The organism is Sorangium sp. So ce1014 (assembly GCF_051521505.1).
GTDB lineage: Bacteria > Myxococcota_A > Polyangia > Polyangiales > Polyangiaceae > Sorangium.
The window spans coordinates 11892543-11911435 of sequence record NZ_CP150356.1 but is presented as its reverse complement, the minus strand read 5'-3'; the positions used below and the strand labels follow the sequence as shown (position 1 = coordinate 11911435).

Sequence of the window (18893 nt, the reverse complement as noted above, 5' to 3'; positions counted from 1 at the left end):
CATCCCCGAGGGACGTCACGGCGTCATCCCGTAGAACGAGACCGGCAGGACCTGATCGCACATGCGGCCGACCTGGACGAACCGGGCGCCGCGCGTCTGCACCTCGTCGATGACGAGGAGGTCGATCGGCAGCGCGCCCCAGCCGGTGACGTAGCCCCCGAGCGCCTTGCCCGCGTTCTGCGCCGTGAGGAGCACGAGCGGGTGCTCCGGGATCGGCCCGACCCGGCGCAGCGCGCCGGCGAGGCGCCCGCCGAGGTGCCGGAGGGCGGGCGCCGAGACGTCGTCGAGGGCGATCTCCAGGCAGCAGCCGCGGGAGCTGCGGCGGAAGAGGTCCACGGCGTGATCGAGCTCGGCGTCGGCGGAGGCAGACGAGAGCCGCGCCAGGATGGGCAGGTCACGCAGGGGCAAGCGCTCGGGGCGCGGGAGGAACAGCGTCGCGCCCGAGAGCTGGGTGGCGTGGCGCAGGAGGCCGTACGCCGTCGCCCGGCCCATGCTGGCCGGCGTCGCCACCCGCGCGCTCAGCTCCGGCGAGGCGAGGATCGCGCGGGCGAGGTCCACGCCGAGATCGCCGTGGTGAGCGGGCCCGGGCAGGGGGCGCCCGGCGAGGCCTGTGTAGATCAGCTCGCCCACGCCCCCGGAGAAGGTCAGGGTGGGCGCCGCGATCCCCTCGGGCAGCGCGAAGGGCACCTGCACGTGGCGCGCGGCGGCGGGCGCGACGAAGGCCTCGGTGCGCCCCGCGATCGCCGCCTCGAGCAGGTGCACGTAGAAGGCGACCACCGCCTCGGCATCGGCCTGGGAGAGCGCCTCGCCGGGGCCGCGGCGGAGCCCGAGGTGGTCGAAGGCCGCCCGCGCCTCGGACGAGAGCGACCGGATACGGCGCGAGCGCGGGTCGAGCGCGACGTGGCGCGCGCCCACGAGGAGGCAGCCGGTGCGCAGCACCTCGCCGGCCAGGCCGAGCGCGAGGTTGGTGGTGCCGCCGCCGATGTCCAGGTTGACGATGGGCTCGCCGGGGCGTGCGCGCGACAGGGGAGCGGCGCTGCCCATGAAGGCCACCCACGACTCGAGGCAGGGATCCTCGGCGACGGCGAGCAGCGCCTCGCCGACGCGCGCGCGGATCAGCCGTGCGAGCGCGTCAGCGTTGCGCCGGCGCGCGGCGAGGCCGGTGAGGATCGCGCCGCCGCCGAAGAGGGCCTCGGGCTCCACGCCGGCCTCGGTGAGCCATCGTTCGAGCAGCGCCGCCGCGGCGTCGAGATCGAGGTCGTCCCCTGCGAGGGGCGTGAGCGCCATCTCGGACCGGTAGCGCTCCTCCAGCGCGCCGAGCGCCACGCGGCCGGTGCCGGCGGCGCGCGCGAGCGCCGCCGAGGCGACGACGGCGCAGCTGGTGGTGGAGCCGAAGTCCAGGCCGAGCAGCGTGACCTGCGCGCCCATCAGGAAACGGTCCTGCGCTTCGTGAACAGGCCAGGTCCCCGCTGCGCGAGGGGGTCGAGACGGGGGCCGTCGCGCTCTTCCCCGTGGCCTCGCGTGTCCCTGGAGCTCACAGCATCCGCTCGAACGCGCGCTCCAGCGCGGCTCGCCCGCCGCGCTCGATCACGTCGCCGTGCGCCACAACGATGCGCTCCGGCGCCCACGCGAGCATCTGCTTCACCGCCGCGCCCACCGCCGCGCGATCGCGCATCATCGAGCGCGCGACGCGCGACGGCCCGAGCCGCCCGTAGGCCCCGTTCAGGCGCATGAAGAGGCGCGTCGGGAAGTGCGCGCTCTGCGTGATGTGAAAGCAGAGATCCCAGAGAAACAGCGTGCTGCTGGGCCGGTGGAAGAAGGCTACTTCATCGAGCCTGGGCACCCCGCCGACCGCCACCTGGTCGATCTCCGCCGACCAGAGCGGGTCCGGCGCGCCGTCGAGCACGCCCGTGAACGTCACGTCCGGGCACTTCTCGCGGAGCCCCCGGGGGCCGTACAGCCGCGCCCCCGGGAACGCCCGCGCCGCCGGCGCGAGGCCGAGGTGGTGCATCAGGTTCGGCGCCACGATCGCCCGCACCTCCCCGAGCGCGCGGATCTCGCCCGCCACCTGCTCCACGCCCGGGAGCGGCGAGAAGAGGATCAGCCCGCCGTCCCCGAGGCGCACGACCGGAGACCGCACCGGGAAATGGAGGCCGAGGCCTGGCAGCTTCAACGTGTCTTCGGCGGCCCAGAGGGCTTGATCGAGCTGTCGCAGCATGCTCCACTTGGTAAAGCTGCTTGACCATTTAGTCAAGCAGCTTTACCATCATGACCAAGCACGACCTCGATCCCCGCGATCTCGCCGAGCTCGCTCAGCGCAAGCGCTCGAGCCTCGGCCAGCTCCTCCTTCGCTCGGCGCGGCTGCTCGACGAGCGGGCGGTGGCGCGCGTCGCCCGGCGCGGGGCGCCCGGGGTGCGCCGGGCGCACACCGCGCTCATGCCGTACATCGATCTCGAGGGCACGCGGCTGACCGATCTGGCGGAGCGCACCCGGGTGACGAAGCAGGCGGTGGGTCAGCTCGTGGAGGAGCTCGAGGCGATGGGCGTCGTGGAGCGGACGCCCGATCCGGAGGACCGGCGGGCGAAGCGGGTGCGGTTCACGCCGTACGGGCTCAAGGCGCTGCTCCACGGGCTCGGGGTGCTGCACGAGCTGGAGGAGGAGCTCACGCGGTCGCTGGGCCAGAAGCAGATGACCTCACTGAAGAAGGGGCTCACCGCGCTGCTCGCGGCGCTGGAGTCGCTGGAGCCACCCGAGGGCGGGTGAGCGCCGTGGGGCTGGTACCCGCGAGGCTCCCCGGTGCGTCAGGAGAGCACGTCCGAAGCCTTCTTTGCCCCGAGGACGTTATCGACCCAGCGATCGAGGGTCGCCGGATCCGTGCACGCCGCGATGCGCGCGCGATCGTCGTCGGTGAGCGCGATGCCTGCACGAGCGAGCAGCCTGAGCAAGGCGTCGCGCTTCCCGTTGAGCTCCCCCTCGCGGATGCCCTCGCGGATGCCCTCGCGGATGCCCTCGCGGATGCCCTCGCGGATGCCCTCGAGCTTGCCCTCGCGGATGCCCTCGATCCGGCCGCGCTCGATGAGCTGCTGGGCGAACGGGGGGAAAGTTGCCTTGCCTTCTGTCTGCCTTTCCATGATCAGCGCCTCCAGGGCCCTCCGCATGGGGTCACGCAACGCATTGTAGACGATCTGGAAGTACACCGCCGCGTGCTCGAGGTCGAACCGTCCGAGCGCGCCGAGCGCAGCCTCCACCACGGCGAGCCCGTTCGCTCCGTTGCCATGCGCCGCAGCCGAGAGAATGGCGAGCTCTGTCTCCTTTTCCGCCTCGCCCTGATCCGTCACCTCGGGAACGATCGCCGGACCCAGCACCAGCGGCTGGACCGTTCCAAGCCCCAGGCCCAGATCGATCTTCTGCGCGGCCCAGGTGGCCACCTCGGCGTCGGGGGCGACGACCAGGACGATGGCCTGGCACTCCTTCTGCGCCCGCACGACCGCAATATAGACGGGCCACGAGTAACCCTTGCGCCGATCGATGTCGCGCTGGACCTCGAGGACGATGGCGAGCACCACCGCCCCACCGCCGTCGCGGAGCTCGAGCACCAGATCAGCGCGGAACTCGACCGGGATGAGCTGATCCAGCGAGGCCTCGACCACCGCAACCGCGGCGTATGGCGGGAGATCCAGATGAAAGAGGATCTCGAGGAAGTGAGGCGCGAGCGACGGCTTCTCGCGGAACATGTCGACGAGACCGTTGTGCTCAAGCGTCGGCATGGGCGGCACGCTACTGCGAGCTATGGAGATGGGCAAGCTGCGCACAGGGATTCAAATCATGGTTCCCGTAGGTGTGAATGAGTCAAACGAGTCACGGTTCGATAACGTAATAGCCCGTCCGGGCTCGCGCGCACCGGCCCTGCGCGCCCTTCAGCTGCGGCCGCAGGCCGGCGCCCGCCGGCCCTCTCGCGACGAGGGCTTCCCCCGGAGCCGCCGTCGCGATACGACATCGCCCGTGACACGCACGATCGCCCGATGGGTCCCCCTCTTCGCAGCGCTCTCCTCCGGATGCGCCCCGGGCCCGGCCGCTCCGGCGGCGGACTCGTCCACGACGCGCGCCACGAAGGCGGCGAGCGTGGCGCTCACCGCGCTGTCGCACCGCAAGTTCGACGTTCACGGCTGCGCCGCCTCCGAGGCGCGCGTCGTGGAGGAGGCCGAGGCGCGCGCGGGCACGCCTCAGGGCGAACGGTGCGCCATCCTCGTCGCGCGCAGGAGCGACCAGACATGGCTCGTCGTCGTCCGCTCCTCCCTCTCGTCGAGCTCCTTCGGGGCGCAGGCGCTCGTGACCGTGCTCCCCCAGGCCGAGGGCGTCAGCGCCGTCGAGTACACGCGCTGATCCATCGCAGCGCCCGCGCTGCACCAGCGCAATCCGGCGCTCACCTCGCCCTGGCGACGAGGAACAACCTCCGGAACGGAAACGGCGTCTTCCCGTCCGCGGCCTTCGGATAAGCCGCAGCCAGGCGCCTCCCGTACGCCTCCAGGAACTCGGCCCGTTCGTCCTCATCGAGCACCGTGAGCAGCGGACGCAGCGCCGTCCCCAGGGTCCACTCGACAACCGGGCTCTCGCCCTCGAGGACATGCAGGTACTCGGTCTCCCAGAGGTCGACCTGCGCCGCGTGCGGCGCCAGCACGCTGTAATACGCCGCAGGCGCCGCGACCGGGCTCTCCCGCACCACCGGCGCCAGCTTGTCGCGGAAGCGCGGACCCCGGCTCGCCTCCACCATCGCCGTGTGCGACGGCGCGCCGTGGTTCCTCGGCATCTGCACCGCCAGCACGCCGCCGCGCGCGAGCCGCCCGAGGAGCGCTGGAAACAGCGCCGGGTGGTCATCCAGCCAGTGGAGCGCGGCGTTGCTGAAGATCAGCGCCGGCGGCGCGGGCGGCACGAAGCGCGCGATATCGCCCTCGATGAACCGCGCCCCCGGCAGCGCGGCGCGCGCCTTCGCCAGCATCTCCGGCGAGCTGTCGACCCCGACGATCCCCCGGTCCGGGAAGCGCTGCGCCAGGAGACGGGTGATGTTGCCCGCCCCGCAGCCGAGATCGACGATCTCGCCCGGCACGTCGACGTCGACCCTGCCGAGCAGGTCGACCGCCGGTCGGGCCCTCTGGTCCTCGAACTTCAGGTACTGAGCAGGATCCCAATCCGCCATTGCGCTCTCCACCGGACCAGCGCAGCAGCACATGAGCTCCCCCGCTGCCCTCTCATGAGCTCGTCTACTTCCATCAGATCCCGTCGCGCCTGTCGACGCCGAAACCGGCTCTCGACTCCCCCCCGTCCGCCGGCGCCCCGCTCCGTGCTCGCGCCGCTGCTCCCCAATCGCGTCCCCGCGGCGACCGCCGGCCTGCCGCGGGGCGATGTGCCACAAGCCTGCCAGGTCGCCACGGCGGCGACGTGAGCGGCGCGCGCCCGCGCGGCGCCGCCGCGCCCGGCATGTGCATTGCTCGATGCCCGCCCGGAGTCCAGCGGCCCCTTGGCGGCGCTGTCCGGGAACCCGGCCGCCGTCACGCCGCGAACAGGAGAGGTCCCGGGTCATGGCATCCATTCGCGGCGTAATTTTTGATGTCGACGGCACCCTGATCGACAGCAACGACGCGCATGCGCGCGCCTGGATCGATGCGCTGGAGGAGTTCGGACACAAGGTCCATTTCGAGGAGGTGCGGCGGCTCATCGGGATGGGCGGCGACAAGCTCCTCCCCAAGGTGACGGGGATCTCCAGCGACAGCCCGGAAGGGAAGAGGATCAGCGGGCGCTGCTCGGAGATCTTCATGAAGCAGCTCTTGCCCGAGCTCCGCGCCTTCCCCGGGACGAAGGAGCTGCTCGAGGAGCTCCACCGCCGCGGCATCAAGATCGTCATCGCGAGCTCGGCCCAGGAGGAGAAGCTCCGCGAGCTCCTCAAGCTCACCGGCGCCGATGGGGTCATCGAGAGCGCCACGTCGTCGAGCGACGCCGAGCAATCCAAGCCGGATCCCGACATCGTGCAAGCGGCGCTCGACGACCTGAAGCTGCCGCCCGGGGAGGTCGTGATGATCGGCGACACGCCCTACGATGTCGAGGCGGCAGCGCGGGCCGGCCTGCGCACGATCGGCTTCCGCTCGGGCGGCTGGACCGACAGCGGGCTCGCGGGAGCCATCGCCGTGTACGACGGTCCGGCCGACCTCCTGGCGCACCTGGAGACGTCGCCCCTCGCCGGGGGCGCCTGAGGCGCGAACACCGCGCCCGAGGCCGAGGAGACCCCGCGACAGCGCACCGTGGTGCGAGGCGCCCGGCCGCGCTCGACCCCGCTAGAGCTCGCTATCGCTCGCCGCCCGCGATGTGCGCGAACAGCACCTCGGGAGCGATGGGCTTGATCAGGTGGGCATCGCACCCGGCCTCCCTGGATCTGCGCAGATCGTCCTGCTGCCCGTACCCCGTGAAGGCGACGATCCTCAGGGCCCCGGCGCCCGCCTCGCCCCGCATCCTCCGGGCGACCTCGTAGCCGTCCATCTTCGGCAGGCCGATGTCGAGCAGGACCACCTCGGGCGCGAAGCTGCGCGCCGCCGCCAGCGCTTCAGGACCGTCGTGGGCCAGCGCGGTCACGTGGCCCGCCTGCTCCAGGAGGAGGGCGAGGGCGAGCGCATGGTCGCGGTTGTCGTCCACGACGAGGATCCGGCGCGCGAGCGCGCCCGCGACCGGCCCGGGCGCCCCCTCGGGCTCGCCCAGCGGCTCCGCGGCGGGCAGGCGCACCGTGAACTCGCTGCCGCGGCCCTCGCCCTCGCTCGCGGCCGACACCGAGCCGCTGTGCATCTCGACGAGCCGCTTCACCAGCGTGAGCCCGATGCCGAGCCCTCCGCGCGCGCGGTCGAGCGTCGGGTGCGCCTGCTCGAACAGGTCGAACACGCGCGGCAGCATCTCCTCCGGAATGCCGTAGCCCGTGTCCTTCACCCGGACGACGACCTCCGCCCCCTCCGGGCGCGCGGTGAGCCAGATCCGCCCGCCCTCGCGGGTGTACTTCGCGGCGTTCGTGAGCAGGTTGACGATCACCTGCTCCAGGCGCGCGGTGTCGCCGAACACCGAGAGCGGCCGCGGCCCCACGTCGAGCGTGAGCTCGTGCTTGGAGGCGTCGATCAGCGGCGCGGCCGCCGCCACCGCCTGGTAAACGACATGGCCGAGATCGAGCGGCTCCTGCTTCAGCGTGATCTTGCCGCGGGTGATCCGCGAGACGTCGAGCAGATCGTCGACCATGCGGCCGAGCTGGCTCAGCTGCCGCTGCATGACCGCCTGCGCCCACGCCCGCCGCGGCTCGGGCACCGAGGGCATCTGCGAGACGCGGAGCGCGAACTGGATGGCCGAGAGCGGGTTCCGGAGCTCGTGCGCCAGCATCGCGAGGAACTCGTCCTTGCGGCGATCGGCGTCCAGGAGCGCCTGCTCGGCCTGCTTGCGCGCGGTGATGTCGCTGCAGGAGACCGCCACGCCGTCGCCGACCTTCACGGCCATGTTGCGGACCCACATGCGGTGCCCGTCGGCCGTGTACCCGACCTCGATGTCGTGCGGCTCGCCGGTCTCGACCACCCGCACGTAGAGCGGGAACAGGTCCGTCCGCTGGTCGGGCAGCACGTCGAGGAGCCGCCGGCCGACGAACGCCTCCACGGGCCTGCGGAGGAGCCGGCCGGCGGCCGGGTTCGCGAACTCGAACACGAAGTCGGCGACGCGGCCCCCCTCGTCGCGCGCCGCGCGCAGCACGAAGAACGCGTCGAGCGAGAGCTCCTGGGCCGCGCGGAAGCGCTCCTCGCTGCGGCGCAGCGCCTCCTCCGCCTGCTTGCGCTCGGTGATGTCCTCGATCACGCCGACCGCGCGCACCGCGTTGCCGCGCTCGTCCCTGAACACCGCGCCGCGAACCACGACCCACCGGATGGCGCCGTCCTTCCGGACGAACCGCTTCTCGCTGCGCCACTCGCGATCCGCGCCGCCGCCGACCGCCTCGTGGTAGATGGCGAGATCCCGCGAGCGATCATCAGGGTGCGTGAGGTCGACGAAGGTGCGCTCGAGGAGCTCCGCCTCGGAGTAGCCCGTCAGCGCGCAAAACTCCGGGCTGACGGCGAGGATCCTCGACGTCGGCGGCTCCCCGGTGGCGACGGCCATGCCCGCGACCTCGAGCGTGTGGTGAAGGTCGCGCTCGCTCAACAGCTCCGCGGAAGCCCGGTCGAGCTCGCGTCGAGGGCCGCCGTCGCCGGAGCTCCCTGCCCCGGACATCGATGGATTCTCCGCGCGTTTCCGCTCTTCTCGAGTCGCTGTCACCCGCCCTCCCCCGGCGACACCCCGCCGGACCGCCGAACGGCGTGCCGGCGGTCCGGCGCGCGTCGCGGCCATCGTAGACCAAACGGCGCGCCGCTGACAGCTGCCGAAACGAGCCGGCTCGGCCCGCCACGGCAGCGCCGGCGCTGCGGCGGCTCGCCGTGGGCCGGAGTCGCCTCTCGCCTGCGCGCGGCGCACCGATGGAATCCTCGACTCGACGCGCGAGGCCGGGGTAGCATCCCGCGCCGCAATCCACCGATAGCCAGGAGCGCCGCGCGATCCCGCGCCCGCCGCATGCAACGCCCCATGAAGCTCTCTGTCATCTCAGGTAGTCACCGCAATGGCTCCGAATCGGGGAAGGTCGCCCGCTACGTGCAGCGGCAGCTGACCTCGGCGGCGGAGGTCTCCTCCACCTACGTGCTCGATCTCGCCGACAACCCGCTGCCGCTCTGGGACCCGGAGGCATGGCAGCCCTCGGAGAAATGGGAGCGCCTCTGGTCCCCCATCTCCGCCGAGCTCACCGCGTCCGACGCCTTCGTGATCGTGACGCCGGAGTGGAGCGGCATGGTCCCCGCGGCGCTGAAGAACTTCTTCCTCCTCTGCTCCAAGGGCGAGCTCGCGCACAAGCCCGCGCTCATCGTCGCGGTCTCCGCGAGCCTGGGCGGCTCCTACCCGATCGCCGAGCTGCGCATGAGCAGCTACAAGAACACGTACCTCTGCTACATCCCGGACCACGTGATCGTGCGCCACGTCCGCGACCTCCTCAACGACCCGGCGGAGCCGCAATCGCCCGATGACGGGCGCATCCGCGAGCGGTTCCACTACGCGCTGGGCCTCCTCCTCCAGTACGGGAAAGCGCTGCAGCAGGTCCGCGAAAGCGGCGCAATCAACCTGACCCGATATCCCTTCGGAATGTAGCCGGCCGACTGTCCGCCTCCAGCCCGCCTCCAGCCCGGGAGAGAGACCGGACCGCGGCCGCGTGCTCGCGCGGAACGCGAGGCTCGGACCGTCGCGCTCGGTCGCGGCGAGGAGCAGCGACCGCGTCTCGATGCCGAGCGGCTCGGCGCGGCTGAGCGCGCACGGAGCGACGGTGTGCGACCCGGTGGGTCCCGAGTTGATGGCGCCGCCGGACCGGCCCGCTGACGAGGGAGAGCGCTCGACAGCCTGACCGTACCCGAGGCGCCGCTATCTAGCTCGGTCGCCCGGGAGTCGCGGACCCGTCTGCCCAGAGGGGGCTTGCCGCGTTCGTACGGGCTACCCATGGAGCCAACCGCGCGGCGGCGCGCGGGCAAATGCTCGCAGGGGAGGGGGACGCGTGAGATCAGTTGCTGCCTTCATGGCCGAAAGGGTGGTGCGTCTCGTGGAGGAAGACGGACCGGATACCCTGCCGCTGGCGCGCGGGCACGTGCTGCTTCGCATGCTCGAAGTGGGCGTGTGCGGAACGGACCGAGAGATCGCGGGATTCGCCTACGGATCCGCTCCTCCAGGGACGGACCGGCTGGTGCTGGGACACGAGGCCGTCGCGGAAGCGGTGCGAACGGGTGAGGGCGTGGAGCGCGTTCGTCCCGGAGATCTCGTGGTGCCGACCGTGCGCCGGCCCTGCCACCGCGTCGAGTGCCCTGCCTGTCGCGCCGGGCGTCAGGACTTTTGCACGACGGGCGAGTTCATCGAGCGCGGTATCTGCGGGGCTGGCGGCTTCATGACCGAGTTCGTCGTCGAGGAGGAACGCTACCTCGTTCCCGTCCCACCGGCGGTCGGCGAGCTCGGCGCCCTCGTCGAGCCGCTGAGCATCACGGCCAAAGCGTTCGCCCAGCTCGACGCCATCCTGGCGCGCCTGCCGTGGGATCATGGCCGGGCGCGGGGCCTGGTCCTCGGCGCTGGACCGATCGGCGTGCTCACGGCGATGGGCCTGGTTGCGAGGGGAGCTCGAACGGTCGTCTTCTCGAGGGAGCCGGACGACGACGACCGGGCGCAGCTCGTGCGCAGCATCGGCGCCGACTACGTGTCGAGCGCCTCCACCGACGTCCACGGGCTCGTGCGCCGCGCCGGGCGGTTCGATGTGATCATCGAAGCGGTCGGCGTGCCCGAATTCGCGTTCCAGACCGTCGCCGCGCTGGCGCCGAACGGCGTGTTCATCCTCACGGGCGTCCCCGCCCCGAGGCCCGCGATCGGCTTCGACGCAGCCGGTTTGATGCGCGATCTCGTCCTGCAGAACCAGGTGATGCTCGGGACCGTGAACGCCGACCGCGAGTCCTACGAGCAAGCCGCTCGCATGCTCGAGCGGTTCCTGGTGCTGTTTCCCGACGCCGTGCGACGCGTAATCACGCGACGTGTAGCGCTCGACGAGGTGCCGGCCTTGCTGCGAGAGCCAGGGGGTGGCGTGAAGACGGTGATCCGGATCGCAGAGGCCGGCACGGCAACGCGCGACGAAGGGCTCCCGGCTCCCGGGCGGGCCGCGGCGCCATAGGATCGCAGAAAGTGAACGAGCGATGAGCGAGAGGCGAAAGCTGCGAAGCCAGGCGTGGTGGGACGACGAGACCAATCCGGAGATGACGGCGCTGTACGTCGAGCGCTACCTGAACTTCGGGCTGACCCTCGGAGAGCTCCAGGCCGGCCGCCCCATCATCGGGATCGCCCAGACGGGGAGCGATCTCGTACCATGCAACCGACACCATCTGAGCCTGGCCGTCCGGGTCAAGGAGGGCGTGCGCGACGCCGGCGGGATCCCGCTGGAATTTCCGGCGCACCCCCTCCAGGAGACAGGCAAGAGGCCCACCGCAGCCCTCGACAGGAACCTCGCGTACCTCGGGCTGGTGGAGGTGCTCTTCGGATACCCGATCGACGGCGTGGTGCTCACGACGGGCTGCGACAAGACGACGCCGTCCTGCCTGATGGCGGCAGCGACGGTCGACCTGCCCGCGATCGTGCTCTCGGGCGGGCCCATGTTGAACGGATACTACCAGGGGAGGCTCGCCGGCTCGGGGCTCGTGCTCTGGGAGGCGCGCAGGCTGCTGGCGGCCGGCGCGATCGATTACGCAGAGTTCATGGGCATGGTCGCCGCGGCAGCGCCCAGCGCGGGACACTGCAACACCATGGGAACGGCCCTGTCGATGAACGTCCTCGCCGAGGCCGTCGGGATGTCGTTGCCCGGATGCGCGGCGATCCCGGCGCCGCACCGGGAACGCGCGCAGATGGCGTACGCGACCGGACGCCGGATCGTGGAGATGGTCCACGAGGACCTGAAGCCGAGCGCGATCATGACCAAGGCGGCGTTCGAGAACGCCATCGCCGTCGCCTCTGCGATCGGCGCGTCGCCCAACTGTCCGATCCATCTGAATGCCATCGCGCGCCATATCGGGGTCGACTTGACCAACGACGATTGGCAGAGGGTGGGGCAAGACGTGCCCTTGCTCGTCGATTGCCAGCCCGCCGGGCGCGTCCTGGGCGAGGACTTCCATCGCGCGGGAGGCGCGCCCGCCGTCATGAACGAGCTGCTCCGCGCGGGTCGCCTCCACGCGGATGCCCTCACGGTCTCCGGACACACGGTGGGGGAGAACGTGGCGAACGCCGCCGCCACCGACCGCGACGTGATCCGACCGTACGAAGCGCCCCTGCTGCGCGCGGCAGGCTTGCTCGTCATGAGCGGGAACCTCTTCGACTCGGCCGTCATGAAGACGAGCGTGATCTGCGAGGCCTTTCGCAACCGCTACCTGTCGGACCCCGAGCACCCCGACGTCTTCACGGCGCGGGCCGTCGTCTTCGACGGGCCGGAGGATTACCACGCGCGCATCAACGACCCATCGCTCGGAATCGACGAGAGCTGCATCCTCGTCATGCGCAGCACGGGGCCGGTTGGTTATCCGGGCTCCGCGGAGGTCGTGAACCTGCAGCCGCCCGACGCGCTGGTCCGGCGCGGGGTGATGTCGCTGCCGACGCTCGGCGACGGCCGCCAGAGCGGTACGTCGGACAGCCCCTCGATCCTGAACGCGTCGCCCGAGTCCGCGACGGGAGGGGGCCTCGCGCTGCTCCGGACCGGGGATCGCATCCAGATCGATCTGCGCCGTCGCCGCGTGGACGTGCTGCTCTCCGACGACGAGATCGAGCAGCGCCGCAAGTCCATCACGCCGTCGCACTGCGAGGACCAGACTCCATGGCAGGAGCTCTACCGGAGCTCGGTCGGCCCGCTGTCGACCGGCGCGTGCTTCGAGCCGGCCATCCGGTACCAGCACCTCGTTCAGCTTCGCGGGCTGCCTCGCCACTCGCACTGAACGGCTCGGGAAGCTGAGGTGAGAACCATGAGCATGAAACAGACGGGGCCGGTCGTCGTGCTGGACCACGATTTCGGCGAAATCGATATCGAGCGCTCCATCATGGAACCGGCCGGCCTGGAGGTGGTCGCCGCGCAATGCAAGACCGAGGAGGACGTCGTGGCCGCCGCGCGCGATGCGGTCGGCGTGCTCACGCAGTACGCAGAGGTCAAGGAGCGAGCCATCTCGGGGCTCCGCCGCTGCCGGGTCATCGCTCGGTACGGCACCGGCGTCGACACGGTCGACGTCGCGGCGGCGACGAAGCGTGGGATCCGCGTGACCAATGCGCCGAACGATTGGTGCGCCGACGAGGTCGCCGACCACGCCGTGGCGCTCCTGCTCACGCTCGCCCGCAAGCTGCCCTCGTACGATCGCGCCACGCGCGGCGGATCCTGGTCCTGGCAGGATGGCCGGCCCATCCACCGGATGCGGGGGGCGACCCTGGGTCTCCTGTCGTTCGGCGCGATCGCCCGGGGTATCGGCGCGCGGATGGCGAGCTTCGGCGTGCGCGTCACGGCGCACGACCCCTTTCTCGACCCGGACGAGATCCGCGCCGCTGGCGCTATCCCCGTGTCCTTCGACGAGCTCCTGGAGCGCTCCGACTACGTCGTCGTCCAGGCGCCGCTCACGTCCGAGACGCGTGGTCTCCTCGGGGAGCGCGAGCTCCGGCGCATGAAGCCGACAGCCATCCTCGTGAACACCGCCCGCGGGCCCATCATCGACGACGACGCTCTGCACAGGGCGCTCCGGGAGGGGTGGATCGCAGGCGCCGGGCTCGACGACATCGCCGAGGAGCCGGCGAAGCGGCGCGACTGGACGCCGGCGAGCCCGCTCTTCTCGCTCGATAATGTCGTCCTGTCGCCCCACGCGGCCTACTACTCCGAGGAGGCGCTCGAGTTCGTCCGGCGGTTCGCGGCGAACGAGGTCGTTCGGGTTCTCTCCGGGCAGGAGCCGATGTCGCCCGTGAACCTGAAAGCCGCGTGAGGTCGCCGGCGTCGTCGGCGCCAGCGGGCATGGCGGATGCCTTTTGATGATCGATGGACGCATCCATGCAACAACCAGCCCTGAACCGGTCCGAGGAGCCCTGGCTCGACGTGAGCGTGCCGATCCGTAACGGCATGGTGCACTGGCCGGACAACCCCGATGTAGAGATCGTCCAGACGCACCATCTCGAGCGCGGCGATCCGGCGACCGTCTCGCGCCTCTCGCTCGGCGTCCACACCGGCACGCACGTGGATGCTCCGGCTCATTTCATACGCCGTGGGGCGGGTGTCGACCGCATTCCGCTCGATCGGTTGATCGGGCCCGCGCGCGTCCTCGATCTCGGAGAGGCCGATCGGATTCGGCCGGCCCACCTCGCGCGGGTCGAGCTCCATCCGGGCGACCGAGTCCTGTTCAAGACGAGGAACTCCCGAACCTGGGACGACCCGCGATTTCGCTCCGATTACACCTACCTGTCCCTGGATGCGGCCCGTCACCTGGTCGAGCGAGGCGTCTGGACCGTGGGGATCGACTACCTGTCGATCGGAGGCATGGATGATGGCGCCGAGACGCACCAAATCCTGCTCGCCGCGGGCGTCTGCGTCATTGAAGGGCTGGATCTCTCGCGCGTCGAGCACGGTTGGTACGACTTCGTCGGTCTGCCGATCCGCCTGGAGGACCTCGACGGCGCTCCTGCGCGGGTCGTTTTACGCCGGCGGCGATCGTAGGTGGTCAAATTGGACCATGGCCCTCCGGCCCCGGACGCGCGCGGCCGAAGGCGTCGCTCCTGCCCCAGCGCCCAGGGATGTCGAGGAGTCGAATCTCCCCGAGCTCGGCAGGGACCGCCGGATCGACGACCAGGCGGTTGCCCACCGGCTCCAGCCCGAGCAAGACGCGGAGAAAGAGCAGGGGAGCCCCGGCGGCCCACGCCTGGGGGCTGCACGCGGTAGGATACTCGACCGGAAACTTCGTGAGCTCTCGCGGATACCCGGCGAACGCCTCAGGCAAGCGGTAATGGAAGAAGGAAGCCGCCGCCAGGTTGCTCGTCGCGACACGCCCGGCCTCCACGCTGAAGCCGTAGCGCTGGAGCCCGAGCGCGATCAACGAGTTGTCGTGCGGCCAGACCGTACCCACGTGATAGCCGATGGGGTTGTACCCGCCTTCGTCGTCGGCCATGGTACGCACACCCCAACCGCTGAACAGGCGGGGGCCGAGGAGGTGCTCGACCACCCGTTCGGCCCTGGATTCCTCGACGATGCCGCTCCAGAGCAAGTGGCCGATGTTCGAGGTCAGGGAATCGACCCTGCGCTTCTGGCCATCCAGGGCGAGCGCGAAGAACCCGCGATCGTCGAGCCAGAAGTCCTGGTTGAATCGACGTTTCAGCTCCTCCGCCTCTCGCTCCAGGCGCGCCGCGAGCTCGGGGTCCCGCCAGAGCTCGCGCGCGAGCCGGGCGCTCCGCACCTTCGCGTCGTAGACGTACCCCTGGATCTCACAGCACGCGAGAGGCCGCGGCGCGAGCGATCCGTCGTGAAACACGATGGCGTCCCATGAGTCTTTCCAGCACTGGTTCTCCAGGCCAGTCGCGGGGTTGCGCGTGTCGTACTCGACATACCCGTCGCCATCCCGATCCCCCCATTCGTCGATCCATTGAAGCGCCGCGCGCGCGGCGTGCTCCATCGACAGGACGAGCTCCGCGTCGCCGGTCCAGCGCTCGTACTCGTCGAGCAGGATCAGGAAGAGCGGCGTCGAGTCGGCAGCGCCGAAATAGGGCGAGTGGGGCCGCTCTTCGAAGGCGGTCAGCTCGCCCCACCGGACCTCGTGGAGGATCTTCCCCGGCTCCTCGTCCCGGAAGTCGTCCCGGCGGGTGCCCTGGCGGCGCGCGAGGTAGCGGAGCGTGGAGCGCGAGAGCTCGGGGACGAACGGCAACGCTTGCAGGCTCGTGATGACGCTGTCGCGGCCGAACGCCGCCATGAACCACGGCAGGCCAGCGGCCGGTATGGCGGCGTCCGGCATGAGCTTCGAGAAGAAGCGCAGCGCGGCCAGGTCGATGAGGCTCCGCTGGTACGTTCGCGCGAGGGCATCGTTCGAGGTGATGAGTCGTGGTGCCCTGTCGAGCCAGCTCTCGAGGCTGGTGCCGATGTTCGGGCGCGCATGGCTCTCGCCGTGGGCATACTTCACCCGGCTGTGCCGCTCCTCCAGCCCGTCGATCGCCGCCAGGACGTCGAGGCAGGTGCTCCAGGTGCCGTGCGGCTCGATGTGCACCCGGAAGGCGAGGCCGCCCGGCTCGATCCGCGCGGGCTGCGATGCGGAGATCCATGTCTCGCGCACGAAGCGCTCGCGCCGGTATCCGAGCACGAGTCGGTTGTCCTCGACGCGGTGATAGTGCTCGCCTCTCTTTTCAAGCATGTCCTTGACCTCGAACAGGTCGGCGAAATCGGCGGCGGCTCGGATGCGGACGTCGAGATCGACAGGGGACTTGTCGTGGTTCATGAGCAGGAGGTCCTCGTGGAACCCGTCGCCCGCAAACCGGGTCCGGACGACCGACAGGGTCGATTGGACGTACATCGCCGCAGGCCTCGGGACGAGGAAGAACTGGGCCTGGAAGTACTGCACGTCGTCGGTGGACAGCGCGGCCGGCACGACGCCGTCGATCGTCAAGATCCATTCGGAGAGAAAGCGCGTATCGAGATGAAAGAGGCCGAGCGGGCGGTTGACGGAATGTTCGATGTTGCCGCGCAGGTCGCTGACGACGAACGTTCCGCCGTCCAGGATGCTCACTTGACGTTCCATGTCTCCCTCCGACGATGATCAGCCCGCGCGTCGCTTCGGGAGCTCGCTCGTCCCCCGGGGCGTCTCTTCGGGGGCCTGTCCGTCGCCCGGGCAGAAGACGCTCTGGAACATCTGCGCGATGACCAGATCTCCTCGCGCTGCGACGCGACCCTGCATGATCGCGGTGATCAGGTTCTGTTCGCCGCGAGCGATGCGCGAGAAGTCGTCGAGCGAGCAGGAGAGCTGGCAATCCTCGCGCGCGCCCTCGGGCGCGATTCCGAACGACCCATCGTTGACCTCCACCGCGACGCGCTCGTCGTCGGTGAACTGCAGAGCACATACCTTGCGTGTGCCTCGCAAACGGGCGTCGTACCGCCCCATCACGAGGGCCTCGATGAGATCCCTTGCTTGCCGCATGATGGCTCCGTGGTTCCGGGTTACCAGTCTCGCCTTCGCGCCTTCGGCCAGCGAAGCAAGGGGCGTGCCCAGCTCGCCTCCGGGCTTGCGGGCCGGGCATCGGCGCGCATGTAGTAGCCATGCCAACTCCGATCGAACATTATGGTCTCATCGGTGACACGACGACGGTCGGTTTGATCTCGCGTAACGGCTCGCTCGACTGGCTGTGCCTTCCGCGCATCGACTCGGACGCGTGTTTCGCGAGGCTGCTCGGCCATGACGACCACGGTTACTGGACGCTCCGGCCAGCGACGAGGATACGAACCGTGGAGCGACGGTACCGGCCGGACACGCTGGTCCTCGAGACCGAGTTCATCTGTGACAGCGGACGGGCGCGGTTGATCGACTTCATGCCTCCGGGGGTCGTCGCGCACGATGCCGCCCAGGTCGACGAGGCCATCCAGGGTGTCGCCGCGCACGACGTCATCCGGATCGTCGAGGGGATCGAGGGCGATGTCCCGATGCACTCCGATCTGATCGCGCGGTTCGGCTATGGCCGCGTGATCCCCTGGATCCAGTGCGATGGAGGCCGGGCCACGCTCACGTCCGGACCGGCTGCGCTCGTGTTCCGCAGCCCTGCGCCGCTCGACCTCGACTGGGACGCCGCACGGCTGGAGGCGAGCTTCATCGTCCGCGCGGGGCAGCGCCTGCCGTTCACCCTCACCTTTTTCCCGTCGCACGAGCACGCCCCCGACCACCCCGTCGACGCGGAGCGGGAGCTCGCGCGAGCGGAGCATCACTGGCGAGCGTGGGCGAGCCGCTGTCCCTACCAGGGCCGCTTTCGTGACGCCGTGGTGCGGTCGCTCCTCACGCTGAAGGCGCTCACCTATGCGCCCACGGGCGGAATCGTGGCGGCGCCGACGACCTCCTTGCCGGAGGATCTCGGCGGCGTTCGCAACTGGGACTATCGCTACTGCTGGTTGCGGGACTCCACCCTCACGCTCGACGCGCTGATGCGCGGCGGGTACCTGGAGGAAGCCGAGGCGTGGCGCGACTGGCTCATGCGCGCGGTGGCCGGCGCTCCTGCGCAGCTGCAGATCATGTACGGCGTGGCCGGCGAGCACCGGCTCACCGAGATCGAGCTGCCGTGGCTCCCGGGATACGAGGAATCCAAGCCAGTGCGGATCGGCAATGGCGCATACGATCAGTTTCAGCTCGACGTCTACGGCGAGGTGCTCAACACGCTTTATGACGCCCACGTGCAGGGGCTGCCGGATCTGCCGCACACCTGGGACCCCATCGTGGAGATCGTCGACTTCGTCGAGAAGGCCTGGCAGCGGCCGGACGAAGGCATCTGGGAGGTCCGCGGGGCAAAGCAGCTACACTTCACGCATTCGAAGCTGATGGCCTGGGTGGCCGTGGATCGCGCCGTGCGCATGATCGAGGAGTTCGGAGCAGGCGGACAGCATCGACTGGGGCAGCGGACCCAGCGGTGGCGCGCGTTGCGCGAGGAGATCCGCAGCGACCTGCTCGCGCGCGGATTCAACGCGCGCATCGGCGCGTTCACGCAATCGTACGGCTCGGACGCGCTCGACGCCAGCGTGCTCCTGATACCGCACATGGGCTTTCTGGCCGCCGACGACCCGCGCATGCTGTCCACCGTCGCAGCGATCGAGAAGGGCCTCACCCGGGATGGTCTCGTCCTGCGCTACGCGACCGATACGGGGGTGGATGGACTGCCGGGCCACGAAGGGACGTTCCTGATCTGCAGCTTCTGGCTCGCCGACAACTACGCGATGGCCGGTCGCCTGGACGACGCGGAGGCGCTCCTCGATCGGCTGGTTTCGCTCCGCAATGACGTCGGCCTGCTCGCCGAGGAGTACAGCCCTGAGCTGGGTCGCCAGCTCGGCAATTTCCCGCAGGCGTTCTCTCACATCGGGCTCGTCAACACGGCTCACATCATCGACGCGAAGCGCGCCGGGAAGAAGGTGCACATTCCGTCCGCAGCGTAGTTTCGGCCACCAGCTTCAGGTGTGCAAATGCAGGACTGCCACAAGAGCTCGGAATTACACGGATTTTCGCAAGATGGGCGGGATCGTTGTAGAAATTGGTAGTAAAGAGGAT

At 70.2% G+C, this 18893-nt stretch carries 16 protein-coding genes; 9 read left to right on the top strand and 7 right to left on the bottom strand.

Translation table 11 applies throughout. The features are described from left to right. Positions 1-15: 15 nt before the first annotated feature. Together WME75_RS44870 and WME75_RS44865 are read right to left on the bottom strand one after the other, a co-directional pair. Complete coding sequence (locus tag WME75_RS44870) at positions 16-1428, bottom strand: ethanolamine ammonia-lyase reactivating factor EutA (RefSeq protein ID WP_437484348.1); 1413 nt, start codon at positions 1426-1428, stop codon at positions 16-18. A 106-nt stretch (positions 1429-1534) separates the two neighbouring features. Further along, positions 1535-2218, bottom strand: coding sequence for a DUF4336 domain-containing protein (locus tag WME75_RS44865; protein ID WP_437484346.1), 684 nt, complete (start codon positions 2216-2218; stop codon positions 1535-1537). 50 nt (positions 2219-2268) lie between these two features. Here WME75_RS44865 and WME75_RS44860 point away from each other — a divergent pair, with 50 nt between their 5' ends. Beyond that, entirely contained in the window at positions 2269-2763 is a 495-nt protein-coding gene (locus WME75_RS44860) for a MarR family winged helix-turn-helix transcriptional regulator (RefSeq protein WP_437484343.1), read from the top strand. Between the two features lie 38 nt (positions 2764-2801). On the opposite strand, the gene WME75_RS44855 is transcribed toward WME75_RS44860, so the two are convergent. Further along, a complete protein-coding gene (locus WME75_RS44855) occupies positions 2802-3767 on the bottom strand; it encodes a hypothetical protein (RefSeq protein WP_437484340.1) in 966 nt (321 codons plus the stop codon). 235 nt (positions 3768-4002) lie between these two features. Here WME75_RS44855 and WME75_RS44850 point away from each other — a divergent pair, with 235 nt between their 5' ends. Further along, a complete protein-coding gene (locus WME75_RS44850) occupies positions 4003-4383 on the top strand; it encodes a hypothetical protein (RefSeq protein ID WP_437484337.1) in 381 nt (126 codons plus the stop codon). 40 nt (positions 4384-4423) lie between these two features. On the opposite strand, the gene tam is transcribed toward WME75_RS44850, so the two are convergent. Further along, positions 4424-5194, bottom strand: coding sequence for a trans-aconitate 2-methyltransferase (tam, locus tag WME75_RS44845; RefSeq protein ID WP_437484334.1), 771 nt, complete (start codon positions 5192-5194; stop codon positions 4424-4426). 382 nt (positions 5195-5576) lie between these two features. Between tam and WME75_RS44840 the strand changes: the two genes are divergently transcribed. Beyond that, positions 5577-6245 (top strand): HAD family hydrolase, encoded by a 669-nt coding sequence (locus tag WME75_RS44840; protein WP_437484331.1) that lies wholly within the window; start codon positions 5577-5579, stop codon positions 6243-6245. Positions 6246-6336: 91 nt separating this feature from the next. Here the strand turns inward: WME75_RS44840 and WME75_RS44835 are convergent, their stop codons facing one another. Further along, positions 6337-8274, bottom strand: a complete 1938-nt coding sequence (locus WME75_RS44835; protein WP_437484328.1) for a hybrid sensor histidine kinase/response regulator — start codon at positions 8272-8274, stop codon at positions 6337-6339. Positions 8275-8622: 348 nt separating this feature from the next. On the opposite strand from WME75_RS44835, the gene WME75_RS44830 reads away from it, so the two are divergent. The 5 genes from WME75_RS44830 to WME75_RS44810 all read left to right on the top strand — a co-directional run bounded on the left by WME75_RS44830 (position 8623) and on the right by WME75_RS44810 (position 14332). Beyond that, entirely contained in the window at positions 8623-9234 is a 612-nt protein-coding gene (locus WME75_RS44830; protein WP_437484325.1) for an NADPH-dependent FMN reductase, read from the top strand. Positions 9235-9652: 418 nt separating this feature from the next. Continuing rightward, entirely contained in the window at positions 9653-10783 is a 1131-nt protein-coding gene (locus tag WME75_RS44825; protein ID WP_437495058.1) for a glucose 1-dehydrogenase, read from the top strand. Positions 10784-10805: 22 nt separating this feature from the next. Continuing rightward, the gene (locus WME75_RS44820; protein ID WP_437484322.1) at positions 10806-12584 is read left to right on the top strand and encodes an IlvD/Edd family dehydratase; all 1779 of its coding nucleotides are present in this window, start codon (positions 10806-10808) and stop codon (positions 12582-12584) included. 27 nt (positions 12585-12611) lie between these two features. After that, positions 12612-13607 carry a C-terminal binding protein gene (locus tag WME75_RS44815; protein WP_437484319.1) on the top strand — a complete coding sequence of 332 codons (996 nt, stop codon included), beginning with the start codon at positions 12612-12614 and terminating at the stop codon, positions 13605-13607. A gap of 65 nt (positions 13608-13672) precedes the next feature. Further along, entirely contained in the window at positions 13673-14332 is a 660-nt protein-coding gene (locus WME75_RS44810) for a cyclase family protein (RefSeq protein WP_437484317.1), read from the top strand. Positions 14333-14336: 4 nt separating this feature from the next. Here the strand turns inward: WME75_RS44810 and WME75_RS44805 are convergent, their stop codons facing one another. After that, the gene (locus WME75_RS44805; RefSeq protein WP_437484315.1) at positions 14337-16394 is read right to left on the bottom strand and encodes an amylo-alpha-1,6-glucosidase; all 2058 of its coding nucleotides are present in this window, start codon (positions 16392-16394) and stop codon (positions 14337-14339) included. Between the two features lie 18 nt (positions 16395-16412). After that, the gene (locus tag WME75_RS44800; protein WP_437484312.1) at positions 16413-16790 is read right to left on the bottom strand and encodes an SCP2 sterol-binding domain-containing protein; all 378 of its coding nucleotides are present in this window, start codon (positions 16788-16790) and stop codon (positions 16413-16415) included. 119 nt (positions 16791-16909) lie between these two features. Here WME75_RS44800 and WME75_RS44795 point away from each other — a divergent pair, with 119 nt between their 5' ends. Continuing rightward, positions 16910-18781, top strand: a complete 1872-nt coding sequence (locus WME75_RS44795; RefSeq protein ID WP_437484309.1) for a glycoside hydrolase family 15 protein — start codon at positions 16910-16912, stop codon at positions 18779-18781. Positions 18782-18893 lie beyond the last annotated feature (112 nt).